13 protein-coding genes are annotated in these 16,557 nt (G+C 73.4%); 6 read left to right on the top strand and 7 right to left on the bottom strand.

The window, feature by feature from the left end; all coding sequences use genetic code 11:
- Positions 1-10 precede the first annotated feature (10 nt).
- Both IF37_RS0129475 and IF37_RS0129470 read right to left on the bottom strand, forming a co-directional pair.
- Positions 11-1,048, bottom strand: a complete 1,038-nt coding sequence (locus tag IF37_RS0129475) for an LLM class flavin-dependent oxidoreductase (protein WP_030749138.1) — start codon at positions 1,046-1,048, stop codon at positions 11-13.
- Between the two features lie 67 nt (positions 1,049-1,115).
- Complete coding sequence (locus tag IF37_RS0129470) at positions 1,116-2,633, bottom strand: metallophosphoesterase (protein WP_030749136.1); 1,518 nt, start codon at positions 2,631-2,633, stop codon at positions 1,116-1,118.
- A 437-nt stretch (positions 2,634-3,070) separates the two neighbouring features.
- Between IF37_RS0129470 and IF37_RS0129465 the strand changes: the two genes are divergently transcribed.
- Entirely contained in the window at positions 3,071-5,470 is a 2,400-nt protein-coding gene (locus IF37_RS0129465) for a M4 family metallopeptidase (RefSeq protein ID WP_030749134.1), read from the top strand.
- A gap of 56 nt (positions 5,471-5,526) precedes the next feature.
- On the opposite strand, the gene IF37_RS0129460 is transcribed toward IF37_RS0129465, so the two are convergent.
- The 3 genes from IF37_RS0129460 to IF37_RS0129450 form a co-directional block, all read right to left on the bottom strand.
- Positions 5,527-6,726 (bottom strand): glycoside hydrolase family 64 protein, encoded by a 1,200-nt coding sequence (locus tag IF37_RS0129460; protein ID WP_037857286.1) that lies wholly within the window; start codon positions 6,724-6,726, stop codon positions 5,527-5,529.
- A gap of 163 nt (positions 6,727-6,889) precedes the next feature.
- Positions 6,890-7,645, bottom strand: coding sequence for a dienelactone hydrolase family protein (locus IF37_RS0129455; RefSeq protein WP_030749130.1), 756 nt, complete (start codon positions 7,643-7,645; stop codon positions 6,890-6,892).
- A gap of 115 nt (positions 7,646-7,760) precedes the next feature.
- Complete coding sequence (locus IF37_RS0129450) at positions 7,761-8,381, bottom strand: L-threonylcarbamoyladenylate synthase (RefSeq protein WP_030749128.1); 621 nt, start codon at positions 8,379-8,381, stop codon at positions 7,761-7,763.
- 114 nt (positions 8,382-8,495) lie between these two features.
- Between IF37_RS0129450 and IF37_RS0129445 the strand changes: the two genes are divergently transcribed.
- Together IF37_RS0129445 and IF37_RS0129440 are read left to right on the top strand one after the other, a co-directional pair.
- Positions 8,496-8,969 (top strand): MarR family winged helix-turn-helix transcriptional regulator, encoded by a 474-nt coding sequence (locus tag IF37_RS0129445; protein WP_030749126.1) that lies wholly within the window; start codon positions 8,496-8,498, stop codon positions 8,967-8,969.
- 145 nt (positions 8,970-9,114) lie between these two features.
- Positions 9,115-10,707, top strand: a complete 1,593-nt coding sequence (locus IF37_RS0129440) for an MFS transporter (protein WP_030749124.1) — start codon at positions 9,115-9,117, stop codon at positions 10,705-10,707.
- A gap of 904 nt (positions 10,708-11,611) precedes the next feature.
- Here the strand turns inward: IF37_RS0129440 and IF37_RS0129430 are convergent.
- On the bottom strand, positions 11,612-12,079 hold the full coding sequence (locus IF37_RS0129430) for a hypothetical protein (RefSeq protein ID WP_030749121.1): 468 nt from the start codon (positions 12,077-12,079) through the stop codon (positions 11,612-11,614).
- Between the two features lie 296 nt (positions 12,080-12,375).
- Here IF37_RS0129430 and IF37_RS0129425 point away from each other — a divergent pair, with 296 nt between their 5' ends.
- Both IF37_RS0129425 and IF37_RS0129420 read left to right on the top strand, forming a co-directional pair.
- On the top strand, positions 12,376-13,725 hold the full coding sequence (locus tag IF37_RS0129425; RefSeq protein ID WP_030749119.1) for a transaminase: 1,350 nt from the start codon (positions 12,376-12,378) through the stop codon (positions 13,723-13,725).
- Between the two features lie 27 nt (positions 13,726-13,752).
- A complete protein-coding gene (locus tag IF37_RS0129420; protein WP_030749117.1) occupies positions 13,753-14,193 on the top strand; it encodes an Lrp/AsnC family transcriptional regulator in 441 nt (146 codons plus the stop codon).
- A 2-nt stretch (positions 14,194-14,195) separates the two neighbouring features.
- On the opposite strand, the gene IF37_RS0129415 is transcribed toward IF37_RS0129420, so the two are convergent.
- Positions 14,196-15,347, bottom strand: a complete 1,152-nt coding sequence (locus IF37_RS0129415; RefSeq protein ID WP_052845438.1) for a PP2C family protein-serine/threonine phosphatase — start codon at positions 15,345-15,347, stop codon at positions 14,196-14,198.
- 228 nt (positions 15,348-15,575) lie between these two features.
- On the opposite strand from IF37_RS0129415, the gene IF37_RS0129410 reads away from it, so the two are divergent.
- Positions 15,576-16,487 carry an N-acetyltransferase gene (locus IF37_RS0129410; protein WP_030749114.1) on the top strand — a complete coding sequence of 304 codons (912 nt, stop codon included), beginning with the start codon at positions 15,576-15,578 and terminating at the stop codon, positions 16,485-16,487.
- Positions 16,488-16,557: the final 70 nt, after the last annotated feature.

The raw sequence follows: 16,557 nt of genomic DNA, 5'->3' as shown, positions 1-16,557 counted from the left end.
CCCGGCGCGGTCACCCGGCGGGTTGCCACCCCAGCGCCGGTCCCAGCTTCGTCGCCATGTCCGTCAGGATCTGCACGTAGTCCTCGTGCTCGAAGGTGAACGGCAGCGCGAAGGCGACCTCGTCGACCTCGCGGAAGGCGGCGTGCGCGTGCAGCCGTTCGGCCAGCTCCGCCGAGGTGCCGACCAGGTCCGGCGCGAACAGCTGCCGCCCCGGGCCCTGCGGCGCGGCCGTGCGGGGCAGCCGTCGGGCCGCGTACTCGGCGTACTTGGCGCGCTGCCCGGCGCTCGCGGAGTCGGTCGGGATGACCACGAGCCCCTGGGAGACCCGGGCCGCCTCGCCGTCGGGGTGGTGGGCCCGGAACCGGCGGATGTGGGACAGCTGGATCGCGGCGAAGTCCGGCGGCCCGTCCGCGCCTTCGCCGTCCTCCGCCTTGACCACGCTGCTGGTCAGGAAGTTCATGCCGTGCTCGCCCGCCCAGCGCGCCGACCGCAGGCTGCCGCCGCCGTACCACAGCCGCCGTCCGAGCCCGGGGGAGTGCGGCTGGACGACGTCGGAGAAGGTCTCGAACCCCTCCGTCCCGCTGAAGCCGGTGGCGGGCTTGCCGCGCACCAGGTCCAGCAGCCGCCGCACCCGCTCGTAGCCGAAGTCCTCCGCGTCGGCGGTGTCCGGGTAGAGGGCGCCCTTGACCTGGTCGTAGTGCATCGGCGGGCCGACGCTGAGGCCCGGGTTCAGCCGGCCCCCGGACAGCACGTCGACGGTGGCCAGGTCCTCGGCGAGCCGCAGCGGGTTCTCCCAGCCGAGCGGTGTCACCGCGGTGCCCAGCCCGATCCGCCGGGTGCGCTGCGAGGCGGCGGCCAGGACGGCGACCGGGGACGAGATGCCGTACTGGAGATGCCGGTGGCGGACCCAGGCGGTGTCGAAGCCCAGCCGCTCACCCAGCTCGATGATCTCCAGCGTGGACTCGTGGCCCCGCCCCGGGTCGGCCGCGTCGAACAGGCCGATGGTCAGGAAGCCCAGCTTGCGCAAGGGGCGGGGGGTGGACGGCACGGGGTCCTCCAGCGGTCGTGTGTCTGCTCCCTCCCGATTCTGGCAGGCGAGTGTGACAACCGTGTGATCAGTTGGGCCGCACCGGCGGCAGCGGTATCACCACCTCGTCCTCGACCGGCGGGTCGAGTTCCTGCGCGAGGTTGCCCGTCGCGGCGTAGCAGCGCAGCCGGACGGCGTCCGCGGTGACGTCCAGCCGCAGGAAGGACTTGAAGAACGGCGGGCTGTAGGTGGCGGAGGAGGGCGAGAACAGCTGGGTGTACAGCTTCCGTACGGGCAGCCGGAACCGGGCGGGGCGGTCGGGACGGCGGCCGGTGCCGAGGAGACCGGCGACCAGACGGGTACGGCGGGTGACCCGGGCGTCGGCGCCCGGGGCGCGGCCCGGCGCGATGCCGAGCCGTTCGGCGACGACGGCCGCCGCTTCCGCCTCGGTCAGGGTGAAGAAACGGCGCAGCCGGAGCCGGCGGCCGTACAGCCGGCTGTAGAAGGCGAGGGAGTCGCCGCGCAGCGGGTAGCAGCGGAACTCGCGCTCGGTGACACCGCCGACCGACACCCGAGGGATGGTGTGCGTGGCGTGCGTGAACGCCCCGCCGCCGCCCGCCACGACGTACTGCACGGTGCGGCCGTCCACCGTCACGGGGTAGCGCTGGTAGTTGTGGATGTCACCGCCGATCGCGGCCACGTAGTGGTGCTCGGGGTCCCGGACGACGTCGTCGACCGTGCCGCCGCCCTCGACGGGGCACGGGTGGTGCTCGCCGTCGACGTACAGCGGCGAACCGGAGACGAGGATCTTCGGCCGGGGCCCGCGGGACACCTGGCGCAGCCAGGCGCCCTGTTCGGCGTCGATCGTGCCCAGCAGCCCGGTGTCGATGCCGACGATCCGCACCGGTCCCGCGTCGATCGCCCAGTACGGCCCCGGCTGTTCGGCCCGCTGTCCCGGCGCCGACCGCAGCTTGCGCGCCTCGTCCAGCCGGCGGCCGTCGGCCGCGCGCGGCCGGTGCCACAGCAGGGAGCGCCACCAGGCGCGGGTGAGCGGGCGCGGCCGGGGCTCCGGGTCGAGCGGCGGGGTGTCGCCGCAGAAGACCCGCATGAAGGCGCCTAGGTCCTCGTACCAGTCGTGGTTGCCCGGCACCGCGTAGATCGGCGCGGGGTAGTCGCGGTAGGGGCGGAAGAACTTGTCGCCGTAGTCGTCGGCGCTGCCGACCGGGTAGATGACGTCGCTGGCGATCACCGCGAACTCGGTGTCCCGGCCCACTTCCAGCAGCCCCGGCACGACGGCGTACTGGGAGGCGCCGCCCTCGCCGGTGTCGCCGATGACCAGGAAGGAGAATCGTTCCGGTACGTCCCGCCGGATCAGCTTGTCGGCGGGCGCGCCCGCCGCCGTCCGGCGGGCCGCCCAGCGCCCGCGGGTACGGCCGGTCGGGTCGCCGAACAGGGACGCGAGGACGCCGTTGCGGGCGGCCCACAGGACGCGGGGGTTCAGCCACGACAGCTTCTCGACGTGGTCCGGCATCAGCCGTCCGTAGGTGCCGGGTTCGGCCGCGCCCCAGCCGGCGCCCTGTGCGGTATCGCGTGAGGAGTCAGACACGCGGTGCACGGTAACAACGCGCCGGTCGGCGGCCGGATGCCGGGGCCGGGTCCAACAGCCCACCGAACACGCGTCGTTGGCAGCAGATGCGCGCCGTCCCAGGGGAACGGAGGCGTGGTGAAACCGGTCCCGCCGATCCGGGCCGCGACGGGAACCGCGCTCCAGGCCGTTGAAGCGCGCCGTGCGCGCCGCGCGGGGGCTCACGGCGGGCGACCAGGTCACCGTGACACTGGCCGTGCGGCTCCGATAGGGAAAACCCTCGATTGACCCGCCCTTGGGTGACATGGCTCGGTCAATGCTGTCATTCTCCCACCGCACGACGATCCACCCCACAGGCTCACGGATCACGGCCCGCACGGCTCTGGCTCACCCGGGCAGCGGACCCCGCTGCCCGTCTGTCTGGCCGCACACCCGCGGCCGCAGCAGGAGGAGTACGAGTGAGACCCCACAGACCCCTTCCCCGCAAGCGCGCCACGGCCGGCGCCGCACTGCTCTCCACCGCGGCCTTCCTCGCCGTCGGGCTCCAGGCGGTGCCCGCGACCGCCGCCCCGGCCGCCGCGCACCCCGCGCCGCTGCGCACCGGCGCCCTGGAGGCCAGGCTCAGCCCGGCCCAGCACCAGGCGCTGCTCAGGAACGCCCGGCAGCACACCGGTGCCACCGCCCGCACCCTCGGCCTCGGCGCCGAGGAGAAGCTGGTCGTCAAGGACGTCGTCAAGGACAACGACGGCACCGTGCACACGCGTTACGAGCGCACCTACGCCGGTCTGCCCGTCCTCGGCGGCGACCTTGTGGTGCACACCCCGCCCGCCTCGCTGGCCAAGGGCACCGTGAGCACCACCTTCAACAGCCGGCGCACGATACGGGTGCGTTCCACCACCGCCACCTTCACCAAGGCCGCCGCCGAGACCAAGGCGCTGAAGGCCGCCAAGGCTCTGGACGCGAGGAAGGCCACCGCCGACAGCGCCCGCAAGGTGATCTGGGCCGGCGACGGCACCCCGAAGCTCGCCTGGGAGACGGTGATCGGCGGCTTCCAGGACGACGGCACCCCCAGCCGGCTGCACGTCATCACCGACGCGGGCACCGGCAAGGAACTGCACCGGTTCCAGGCGGTGCAGACCGGCACCGGCAACACCCAGTACAGCGGCACCGTCACCCTCGGCACCACGCTGTCGGGCTCGACGTACCAGCTGAACGACACCTCGCGCGGCGGTCACAAGACCTACAACCTCAACCGGGCCACCTCCGGCACCGGCACCCTGCTGACCGACGCCGACGACGTCTGGGGCGACGGGACCGGCTCCAACACCCAGACCGCCGGCGCCGACGCCGCCTACGGCGCACAGGAGACCTGGGACTTCTACAAGAACACCTTCGGCCGCAGCGGCATCCGCAACGACGGCGTCGCCGCCTACAGCCGCGTCCACTACAGCAGCGGCTACGTCAACGCCTTCTGGGACGACAGCTGCTTCTGCATGACCTACGGCGACGGCTCGGGCAACACCCACGCCCTGACCTCGCTGGACGTGGCCGGCCACGAGATGAGCCACGGCGTCACCTCCAACACCGCCGGCCTGGAGTACAGCGGCGAGTCGGGCGGTCTGAACGAGGCCACCTCCGACATCTTCGGCACCGGCGTGGAGTTCTACGCCAACAACTCCAGCGACGTCGGCGACTACCTCGTCGGCGAGGAGATCGACATCAACGGCGACGGCTCGCCGCTGCGGTACATGGACAAGCCGAGCAAGGACGGCGGCTCGGCCGACAGCTGGTACTCCGGCGTCGGCAACCTGGACGTGCACTACTCCTCGGGCCCGGCCAACCACATGTTCTACCTGCTGTCCGAGGGCAGCGGCACCAAGGTCGTCAACGGCGTGACCTACAACAGCCCGACCTCCGACGGGGTCGCCGTCACCGGCATCGGCCGGGCCGCCGCGCTCCAGATCTGGTACAAGGCGCTGACGACGTACATGACGTCCAGCACCAACTACGCCGGTGCCCGCACCGCCGCCCTGAACGCCGCCGCCGCGCTGTACGGCACCAACTCCGCGCAGTACGCCGGCGTGGGCAACGCGTTCGCCGGCATCAACGTCGGCAGCCACATCAACCCGCCCGCCAACGGGGTGACGGTCACCAACCCGGGCAGCCAGTCCGTCACGGTCGGCACCGCCGCCAGCCTCCAGATCCAGGCGAGCAGCACCAACAGCGGTGCGCTGACGTACAGCGCCTCCGGCCTGCCCTCCGGACTGTCGATCAACAGCTCGACCGGTCTGATCTCCGGCACGCCCACCACGGCGGGCACGTACAGCACCACCGTGACGGTGACCGACTCCACCGGCGCGACCGGTACCGCCACCTTCGGCTGGACGGTCGGCACGACCGGCGGCGGCTGCGCCTCGACCCAGCTGCTGAGCAACCCGGGCTTCGAGTCCGGTGGCACCGGCTGGACCTCCACCAGCGGTGTCATCACCACCGACAGCGGTGAGGCGGCGCACAGCGGCTCGTACAAGGCGTGGCTCGACGGCTACGGCTCGGCCCACACCGACACGCTGTCGCAGTCGGTGACGATCCCCGCGGGCTGCAAGGCGACCCTCACCTTCTACCTGCACATCGACACGTCGGAGAGCGGCAGCACCGCGTACGACAAGCTGACGGTGACCGCCGGTTCGAAGACCCTCGCGACCTACTCGAACGCCAACGCGGCCTCCGGCTACAGCCAGAAGACCTTCGACCTGTCCTCGCTGGCGGGCTCGACGGTCACGCTGAAGTTCAACGGCGTGGAGGACGCCTCGCTCCAGACCAGCTTCGTCGTGGACGACACGGCCCTGACGACCGGCTGATCCGCCCCGCGTCCGTGGTCCCGCACCCGCTTGCCCGGGTGCGGGACCACGGCGTGTCAGCTCAGCGGGTCCAGCGTCAGATACGCCTGCCGCGGGCCGCCGTCGTGCACCAGCGACTCCTGGCCGCCGACGTCGTCGAAGGCGAACGCGTACGCCTTCCCGTCGGCCGTCCGCGCGTGGATCTGCCGCGCGTACCGGTTGGTCACCGCGTCCTGGTAGAAGTCCGCGGCCGTGGTGTCCGGCTGGTGGGGGTTGACCAGCAGGGTCGAGCGGTTGAAACCGGCGCACAGCGTCCGGGAGATGGGGCCGCGCACCCGGTCGTCGGGCGCGTCCAGCAGCTTGTGGCAGCCGAAGACGCTGGCCGCGTCCGGCTTCCGGAAGCTGGTGACGACCGCGCCGGACGAGTCGGTGAAGTTCATGACGTCGCCCGAGACCCGGCCGTGGTACTCGGTGCCCGGCTGGTCGGCGAACGGCGTGACCGTCAGGGTCGACGTCGTGTACTTCCGCCAGACCCGGTTCACGTAGTCGTCCAGCACGTTCGCCGGCAGGACACCGGTCTCCACGCCGTAGAGCGGCGACAGCGCGCGCAGCACCGTGCCGTCGGAACGCGTCTGGACCAGGCCCGCCCAGCCGCCGGGCTGTCCGCGCAGCGCGTCGAAGAAGCCGGTCCAGCCGCCGGGCTTCAGGTGTCCGGTGGTGCCGACGCTGCCGTCGGCCCGCCGCACCCCGACCGCGTAGGGCGCGGAGAACATGTCCACCTGGGTGCTGTTGAGCCACAGCCCGGAGTCGTCGAGCGTGTACTCCGACCAGTTGAAGAGGATGTCGCGGTTGGGGTCGGAGGGGTTCTGCACGGCCGGCTGCACCAGGCCGCCGGTGGTGAGCCGGAAGTCAAGCTTGCGGCCGTAGGAGAAGTAGATCCGGCCGGAGAACTTCGGGATGCGGAGGGTCATGGACTGTCCGGCGGCGGGTCCGGGTATCGCCGCGTCCGGCGCGGGCGTCGGCGGATTGCCGCCGGCCGGCCAGGCGTGGAAGGCGCCGTTCGCGTCGGCCCAGCCCTGCCGTCCGGAGGAGAGCTGGGTGCCGAGGTCGTAGAGGTAGACGGGCTCCGGACGGCCCGAGTCGTTGGTGACCGTGAGCGGGATGGTGTCGGGTACGGCGGCACCGGCGGGTTCCGGTGTGCCGAGGGCGAGCAGCCCGCCGAGCAGGGCCGCCGCCGCGGTCAGGGGCAGCGCGCGGCGCGCGAGGACGTGCGGCACTCTCCACCTCCGTGTGGGGGTCGGGGTCGTACGGCGTGGGGCCGTATCTGATGAGAGCGCTCTCAAACGCGCCTTCAGACTCGCTTTCCGACGGGTACATGTCAATGAGCCGCGGACGGGATCGGTCCGGTGCCCGCCGGTCGGCGGGCACCGGACCGCGGCCTCAGAAGGCGCGCTTGAGCAGCTCCAGCAGTGCCGCCCAGTGCCGCTCGGCGGCCTCCCGGTCGTACGCCGGGGTGTCCGCCTGGGTGTAGCCGTGATGGGCGCCGGGATACACCTCGCAGGTGTGCCGTACCCCGGCGGCGGTCAGGGCCTCCTCGAACCGCGCCACCTGCTCCGGGGGCAGCGACGGATCCTCGTCGGCGTGCCCGAAGTACAGCTCCGCCGTGATGCGCGGGGCCTCCAGGTGCGGGCTGTCCGGGGCGTCCGTGGCGAGGGCCCCGCCGTGGAAGCCGGCCGCGGCCGCGACCCGCTCCGGATGGGCGCCCGCGGTCCACAGTGCCAGCCGGGACCCCATGCAGTAGCCGGTGATCGCGACGGGGCCGTCCGCCACGAGCGGGCTCTCGGCCAGCCAGCGCAGATACGCGTCCGCGTCCCGCTTGACCAGGTCGGACGTCAGCCCGGCCAGGATCGGGCCGAGCCGCTCCCAGATGGTCGGGTCGGCGCCCGGGTCGATGAACTCGGGCAGGTCCACGACCGGTGTCCGGCCGAGCCGGTAGAAGACGTTCGGCACCAGCACGGTGTAACCGGCGGCGGCCAGCCGGTCGGCCATCGACCTCAGGTGCGGTCGCAGCCCGTAGGCGTCCTGGTAGAACAGCACGCCCGGACGGGGGCGCCCGTCGGCCGGACGGGCGAGGTAGGCATCGGCGACGCCGTCCTCGGTCGGGACGTCGACAACGTCGCCCTGGACATCGGTCATGGTGAGCAGGCCCTCCCTCGGGAACGGGGTGCCGGGAGGCGGTGGCCCCCGGCGCCGCGGCACCGCCCCATGCTGTCACGCGCGGACCGGCGGTCCCGCACCCGGTGCGCCGCCCTCACTCGAAGCGGCTGGTGTCCCCCGCGCCCCGCCGGACGATCTCCGCCTCGCCGCCCGAGAAGTCGACCACGGTCGTCGGTTCGGTGCCGCAGTCGCCCGAGTCGACCACGGCGTCCACCACGTGGTCGAGCCGGTCCTTGATCTCCCAGCCCTGGGTCAACGGCTCCTCCTCGTCCGGCAGCAGCAGCGTGCTGGAGAGCAGCGGCTCGCCCAGCTCCGCCAGCAGCGCCTGGGTGGCCACGTGGTCGGGGATGCGTACGCCCACGGTCTTCTTCTTCGGGTGCAGCAGCTTGCGCGGCACCTCCCGGGTGGCCGGGAGGATGAAGGTGTAGCTGCCGGGCGTCGACGCCTTCACGGCCCGGAAGACGTCGTTGTCCACCCGGACGAACTGGCCCAGCTGCGCGAAGTCCCGGCACATCAGGGTGAAGTGGTGCCGGTCGTCCAGGTGGCGGATGGCACGGATGCGGTCCATGCCGTCGCGGCTGCCCAGCCGGCAGCCGAGCGCGTAACAGGAGTCGGTCGGGTATGCGATGAGTGCGTCCGAGCGCACCGCGTCCGCGATCTGGGCGATGCTGCGCGGCTGCGGGTTGTCGGGGTGCACGTCGAAGTACTTCGCCATCCGCCGAGCTTATGCCGTGCCCCGGTCGGGGTCGCGCGGCGGCACCCGGAACGCCGTGCCTATGGCCTCATACCTTTTTGACATGGGTATGAGGACATAGCTATCCTGTATGTCATGTCCGGACCCAGCGCGCCCCAGCGGGACGTCGACCGCGTCGCCACGGCGCTGGCCGACGCCCTGCCCGCGCTGCACCGGGCCCTGGACCGGCTGGTCGCCCGCGACTACGCCCACCCCAAGCCGCCCGAGGGACACCTCAACCTGCTGCGGTACGTCGCCGAACACGAGGGCGCCACGGTCCGCGAGGCCGCCGCCGCCCTGCTGATGAAGCCCAACAACGTCAGCGCGCTGGTCTCCCAGCTCTCCGGGCAGGGTCTGCTGGAGCGCCGGCCGGACAGCTCCGACAAGCGCGTCGTCCGGCTGCACTTGATGCCGGTCGCCCGGCGGCACCTCGCCGAGGTGCGCGCCCTCCAGGTCGCCCACCTCGACCGGGCCCTGCTGTCGCTGACCGAGGGCGAGCTGGACGCGCTCGGCTCCGCCCTCGGCGCGCTCAACTCGCTGACGCACCGGCTGCACCCCGCCGCACACTGATCCGCGCCCCTGCCCGTTCCCCCTGCCTGCCTGCCTGCCTGCCGCGCCTTGCCGCAGGGGACGGACAGCGCCGGTCAGGGGCGGCCCGGCCATGCGCGCCCTCTCTTCCGCACCCCTTCACACCCCGTACAGACGAGGCTTCCCCATGCCATCCACCTCCGTGGATCCCTCCGCCGTGCCCGCGACCCCGGCGGCGCCGCCCACCGGTGCCGCCCGGCGGCGCGCCAACCCCTGGCTCACCCTCTGCGCCGTCGCCTTCGGCCTGTTCATGGTCCAGCTCGACGGGTCCGTCGTCGCCATCGCCAACCCCGAGATCGGCCGACGGCTGCACGCCTCCACCGCCCAGTTGCAGTGGGTGACCAACGCCTATCTGCTCGCCCTCGCCGCGACCCTCATCCTCGGCGGCAAGCTCGGCGACCGCTTCGGCCGCCGCACCTTCTACCTCGTCGGCGTCGCGGGCTTCGCGCTGTCCTCCGTCGCCATCGGCCTGTCCGGCTCCATCACGGGCGTCGTCGCCTTCCGCGCGCTCCAGGGCGTCTTCGGCGGGCTGCTGATGCCCAACACCCTCGGTCTGCTGCGGGCCGTCTTCCCGCCCCGCAGGTTCGGTATGGCCGTCGGCATCTGGGCGATGGTCTCGGCCGTGTCCACCGCCCTCGGCCCGATCGTCGGCGGCCTGCTGGTGGAGCACGTCGACTGGCAGTCCGTCTTCTACATCAACCTGCCCATCGGCGTCCTCGCCTGCGCCTTCAGCGCGTTCGTGCTGCCGCAGTCGAAGAGCGGCACCGGCCGGCACCGCTTCGACGTCACCGGTGTCGTGCTGCTCGCGCTCGGCCTGCTCGGTGTCGTCTTCGGCGTAGTCAAGGGCGAGACCTGGGGCTGGACGTCCGCCGGTACCTGGACCGCGATCCTCGCCGGCCTGCTGCTCCTGATCGTCTTCGGCCGGCACGAAACCCGGACCGCGCATCCGCTGCTGCCCATGCGGCTGTTCCGCAGCCGCACCCTGACCATCGGCGCGATCATCACCGCGCTCAACTTCTTCGTCATGCTCGGCGTGATCTTCTTCGTCATGCTCTACCTCCAGAACGTGCGCGGGCTGACACCCGTTCAGGCGGGCGTGCGAACACTGCCGTTGAGCCTCGCCTCGCTCGTCGCCTCCCCGCTCGGCGCCGCCCTGACCGCGCGATTCGGCGCCCGCTTCTGCATGCCGCTCGGCATGCTGCTCCAGGCCGCGGCCTGCTTCGCCCTGCTCACCTGGTCCGGCGACTCCTCGTACACCACCATGTGGCCGCCGTTCGTCGCGCTCGGACTCGGCGTCGGCATGGTGCTCTCCGCCTCCTCGGACGCCATCGTCGGCAACGCCCCCGTGCGGGACGGCGGGGTGGCCGGCGGACTCCAGGCCACCACCCTCCAGATCGGCGGCGCCCTCGGCACGTCCGTGCTGGTCTCCGTCATCAGCGCCCGCGTCGGCGCCACCCTGCGGACCGAGCTGACCGGGGCGGGCGTGCCCGGCACCCTCGCCGGGAAGCTCGCCGAGGCGAAGGACGCCGTGGCGATGGGCGTCGCACCCGTCTCCGGCACCATGCCGGACCCGCTGCGGGCGGCCGTGGCCGAGGGCAGCCACCAGGCGTTCATGAACGGCGTGCACGCCTCCGCGGTGGTCACGGGTGTCCTCTGCCTGCTGGGCGCGGCCCTCGCCGCGGCCGGCCTCAAGGGCGGGACGGCGGCCGAGCCGGAGTGAGGAGGGGAGGGCGGCCGAGCCGAGTCGGACGGGTGGGCCGACGGCAGCCCCTGACCGGGCGGACCGGACCCCGGCCGGCCGCCGTGGGGGATGCGTCACCGGTCGGCCGCCCCGGGCGGATGTGACCGTCCGGCACACGGGGGACCGGCTCGTGCTGTACCGGCCGACTCCGCCGCCCTCCCGGACTGCGTCACCTGACCACCCCGACGGACGGCCCACGACGGTCACCCCGAGGCGGTCTTCACCTGACCGGCGACCCGACCGGACTGGCGGACCCATCGGACCGGTGGACCCATCGGACCGGTGGACCACCGGACGCGCGGCCTCGTCGAGGCGGCCTCGCCGTCCGACCGGCTGACCCGTCCGACCGGCTGACCCGTCCGACCGGCCGACCCGCTCAGCGCGCCGGGACCGCCGTCCGGTCGCCCGTTCCCGGATCGCCCGGAAAGCGCGTGCGTACGCTGCGCATTCGCGGGCATCCGATGTCTGAGCCGCCCGGGGCCGTCCCCCCGCCCCGGGCGTGGCGTCTCCGCCGGCGGCCCACATTCCCCCCCAGGCCGCCGGCGGAGCCATGCCCGGGCGCGCCGGCTGTGCGTAACCGGAGCGGGCTTCCGCCCGGCCCGCGCGGATGCCGGCCGTGCCGTAGTGGGGGCACCTCGTCAACGGGCGGCGGGCTCGGCGGACAGGTTCGGGCCATGCCCGGCCCGCCCGCCACGCCGGGGTGAGGGGGGCGGACGTCCGTCCCCGAGGACGCCGGGCCCGGCGTACCGGAGGCCCGCGGAGACCCGCGCGGCCGGCGGTACGACGTCCGGTGCCGCCCCGCCGTGAGCGGCGCGCCGTCGGACCGGAAGCCGCCCCCGCCCTTCCCGGCCCGGGCGCCGCTCACCGGCTCATCGGCGTCGGACTACCGCCCGCACAGCGGCGCGAGCACCGTCAGCGCGCCGTTGGCCTGCCGTAACGCCTCCTCCAGGGCGCCGGGCGGGTGGAGCGCGCCGGTGCCGTCGGGCGGGACGAGCCACTCCAGGGAGCGGGCGGGCCGGTACGGCGGCGGTGCGGCGACCCAGGACCCCTTGGTGGCGTAGCGCAGACCGGCGCCCACCCAGCCGCCCGACGGGTCCGGCGGCAGCAGGAACCCGACCCTCCCCACGGCCGTGTCCACCAGCGTCGGCCCCGGCACCGGCAGGCCCGGACGCCAGAGCAGGTCCAGGGTGAGCAGTCCCAGCCGGTCGGGGACGCTCAGCACGTCCCAGAACCGGCCCGCCTCCAGCAGTGCGATGCCCTCGCCGTGGTCCCACTCCCACTTGCAGGCCCGCGGGTCGGCCGACGCCGCCGCCAGCCACTCCACGCCCCGCATCCACATCGTGTTCGTCATGCGCTGCTCCGGATGTCCTCGCCCGCCTGCCCGAGCGCGGGGAACGGCCTTCACCGGACACGCCGCGCGTACGCGCGGTGACCCGGCGTCTGCATCGTCGTAGATATTTCTATGCGGCGGAAGGGGTGGCGCGGCCTGGCGTTTACGGCGGGACGGTCGGACCCCGTGCACGGGTCTGGACTGCGGACACTCGATTCCGGTGTCTGAACAATCGAATCGAGCGTCATCACTTGATACCGACGCGTTCACAGTCGTAGCCTCACGGCATTCCATTGCCGCATCCGAGAAGGAGCCCCATGGACCGCACGCGTCTGCACGCCCTGCTGGCCCGCGAGACCGCGGAGGCCGAACGCCGCAACCCGCGCTCCCGGGAGGCGTACGCACGCGCCGGGCACCTCTTCGGCCGGGTGCCGATGACCTGGATGAACAAGACCGCCGGCGCCTTCCCGCGCTACCTGGCCGGGGCGCGGGGCGCCCGGGTCACCGACGTCGACGGGCACGAGTACGTCGACTTCTGCCTCGGGGACACGGGCGCGATGGCCGGACACTCACCCGCGCCCGTGGCCGAGGCGGTGCGGCACCGGTACGCCGAACTGGGCGGGGCCACCGCCATGCTGCCCACCGAGGACGCCGAGTGGGTCGGCGCCGAGCTGACCCGGCGGTTCGGCCTGCCCCGCTGGAGCTTCTCGCTCACCGCGACCGACGCCAACCGGTGGGCGATCCGGCTCGCCCGGGCCGTCACCGGCCGGCCGAAGATCCTGGTCAACAGCTACTGCTACCACGGCAGCGTGGACGAGTCGCTGATCGTCACCGGCCCGGACGGCACCGGCACCGCCCGTCCCGGCAACGTAGGCGCTCCCTGCGACGTGACGCTGACCAGCAGGGTCGCCGAGTTCAACGACCTCGCGGGGCTGGAGCGCGAACTGGCCCACGGCGATGTCGCCGCCGTCCTCATGGAGCCCGCGCTCACCAACATCGGCATCGTGCTGCCCGAACCCGGCTACCTCCAGGGTGTCCGCGCCCTCACCCGGCGGTACGGGGCCCTGCTCATCAACGACGAGACCCACACCTTCTCCGCCGGACCGGGCGGCTGCACGGCCGCCTGGGACCTGGAACCCGATCTGCTGACCATCGGCAAGGCGATCGCCGGCGGCATCCCGGCCGGCGCCTACGGGCTGTCCGCCGAACTCGCCGACCGGCTGCTGGGCCGTGCCGACCTCGACCTCGTCGACATGGGCGGCGTCGGCGGCACCCTCGCCGGCAACGCGCTGTCGGTCGCGGCCACCCGGGCCACCCTGGAGCACGTCCTGACCGACGAGGCGTTCGCCCGGATGGGCAAGCTCGCCGAGCGCTTCGAGGCCGGCGTCCGGACCGGCGTCGAAACCCACCGGCTGCCCTGGTCGGTGGTCCGGCTGGGCGCCCGCGTCGAATACCGGTTCACCGCGCCCGCCCCGCGCACCGGCACCGAGTCCGCGGCGGCCGCCGATCCCGAACTGGAGGACTTCCTGCACCTCTACCTCGCCAACCGGGGCATCCTGCTGACCCCGTTCCACAACATGGCGCTGATGTGCCCGGACACCACCGAGCGGGACGTCGACGCCCACACCGAGATCTTCGCCGCCGCGCTGGCGGAACTCGTCGGCTGACGGAAGGAGCCGGGACGGATGAAGGACATGGACGACATCGACCGGGCCATCCTGCGGGAGCTCCAGGCCGACGGCCGCATCGCCTACGCCGAGCTGGGACCCCGGGTGGGCCTGTCCGCCTCGGCGGCCCGGCAGCGCCTGCAACGCCTGCTGGACTCCAGGGCCGTCCAGGTGGTCGGGGTCACCGACCCGATGGCCATGGGCGGACAGGCCATGGCCCTGCTCGGCATCGGCGTCGACGGGGACCCCCGGGCCGTCGCGGACGCCCTCGCCGACCGCCCCGAGGTGGTCTACTCGGTGCTCACCTCGGGCGGCTTCGACCTCTTCGCCGAGGTGGTGGCGCCCGGTCCGAAGGCCCTGCTCGACTTCGTCAACGACGTGGTGCGGCCGATCGAGGGCGTACGGGAGATCCGCTCCTTCCCGTACTTCGGCATCCACACCCACCGCTTCCTGTGGGACGTGGGCTGACGTCAGGCGGCCGGCGGCCGGGTGCCCGGCGGGCGGGTGAACGGCGGCCGGCGGTCCGCCGGCTCGGGTGACAGCACCAGCATGGTGACGTCGTCGCGCACCTCGTACCGTCGTCGCAGCAGGTCCGCCCAGACCGCACCGGGCAGCTCGGTGGACGGGCCGCCGGCCAGCTCGGCCAGCCGCTCCGGCAGCGGATAGAAGGCACCGGCCGCGTTCCGCGCCTCCCACACACCGTCGGAGGCCATGAACAGCCGGTCGCCCGGACCGAGCGGCACGGTGACCTCCTTCGGGGGATCCACACCGACGAGCCCGATGCCCAGCGGCGGACCGGGCGAGACGGTCACCTCCCCGGCCGCCGCCTCGCCCAGCAGGACGGGCGCCGGATGCCCGCAGACCACCACCCGCACCGAGCCCGTGTCGGCGGCGAACTCCAGCAGCAGGGCCGTGGCGAACAGTTCCGGGTGCCGTACGTCCGCCGAGTCCACCACCAGCCGGCGGTCCAGCCGCGCCGCCACCGACTCCAGGTCCGGCTGGTCCAGGGCCGCCTCCCGGAACGCCCCCAGCAGCGACACCACCGTGGCGACCGCCGCCAGCCCGTGCCCCTGCACATCACCCAGCACCGCGCGCACCCCGTACGGCCCCGCCCGTACGTCGAAGAAGTCCCCGCCGACCAGCGTCCCGTCCTGCGCGGCCCGGTAATAGGTCGCGCACCGCACCCGGCCGACCCGGTCCGGCAGCGGCGGCAGTACGGCCCGCTGCACCGCCTCGCCGATCGCCCGCTCCGTGTCCAGCTGGGCGTCCCGCCGGCTGCGCACATAGGACACGAACACACTCAGCGCGGCCACGAAGACGATGGTGAGCAGATCGGTGTTGCCGGGCCTGTCGAGATGCGTGGCCGGCACGTTCAGCGCCACGACCACGCCCAGGCCCAGCAGACCGGTCAGCAGCGGCCCGTACGACAGCACCGCCAGCGGCGGGATCGCGCCCAGCAGGAAACCGAGGTCGCGCGCGTGGGGTGTGATCAGCGAGGCCGAACCGACGGCCGCGAGCAGCAGCACGGGCAGCACGCGGACCCACCACGGCGGCGGCGCGCCCCGCAGCCAGCCGCGATCCTCCCGGTCACCGCGCGGCCACCGGCCGCGCACCGAACCCACATCCCCAAGCTACGCCGCCGTCGGCCGCCCGCATCCCGCGGAAAAACGGTGGACGCCCGCCGGGCCGCCTCCTAACCTGTGATCACCACGCCCGGACCGCACGGAAGAAGGAGGCGAGTGTCATGCCCGACAGCAGCAACCGGCGCTCCTCCCTCCCCGTGCCGCGGGCGTGTCACGTCTGACATCCGACCGGGAGCGCCGCACACCGTACGCTTCCCGGAGGAAACCTTGACCGATCTGGTCGTCCGCATGCTCGACGAGAGCAGTGCGCACCTTTTCCGTACGATGCCCGACCCGCTCGCCCTCGGCGAGAAGCACCGCACCACCCGTCACCGCCCCGACTGGCAGCGCATCGCCGTGCGCGACGGGCGCACCGTGGCGCGCGCCGCCTGGTGGGGCCGGCCCGAGGACCCCGAGCCGTTGGTGATCAACTGGCTCGACGTCGCCGAGGGCGAGGAGGCGGCGGGCGCCGAACTGCTGCGCACGGCGCCCTGGCGGACCGCCGAGCTCGAGCTCGACCTGCCTGCCGGCTGGCGCGACGACCCGAGCCTGCGGGCCGCCGTCGGCACCCGCGACACCGTCGCCCGCCAGGCCGGCTACACCCCCCTGGTGGAGCGGTTCATCTACCGCTGGACCCGCGACCTCGGCCTGCCCGAGCGTCCCGGACGCCTCGTCTTCACCGCCGAGCCGGACGATGCCGTCTTCCACGACCTGCTGCGCCGCATCCACTCCGTCACCCTCGACGCCCACGCCCGCCGGGCCATCGAGGAGGGCGGCGTGGACCAGGCGGCCCGGGAGGAGCTGGAGGTCTTCCACTGGTTCCCGTCACCCCGCGCGTGGTGGCAGACGGCGCACACGCCCGCGGGTGACCCGGTCGGCATCCACATCCCGGCCCGCAACCCCTCCGGACCGTGCGTCGGCTTCATCGGCGTCGTGCCGGAGCAGCGCGGCCATGGCTACGCCTACGACCTGCTCGCCGAGTGCACCCACTTCCTGGCCGCGGAGGGCGCCGAGTCCATCGCCGGCGCCACCGACCAGGGCAACTTCCCGATGGCCGCGCACTTCACCGCGGCCGGCTACCCGGTCGTCCGCGAACGCGTCAACTACTGGGCCGACCGGCCGACGGACGGGGACCGCTGACCGTGCGGTGACCGGTGCCGCGCGCGCCGAGGCGTGCGCACGGCGGCGGGGGCGGGGCCGGAGACAGCGG

The organism is Streptomyces sp. NRRL S-31, from assembly GCF_000718775.1.
Classification (GTDB): Bacteria; Actinomycetota; Actinomycetes; order Streptomycetales; family Streptomycetaceae; genus Streptomyces.
Note: the sequence above shows the minus strand (reverse complement) of the source record. Positions and strands in the feature narration are given on the sequence as shown.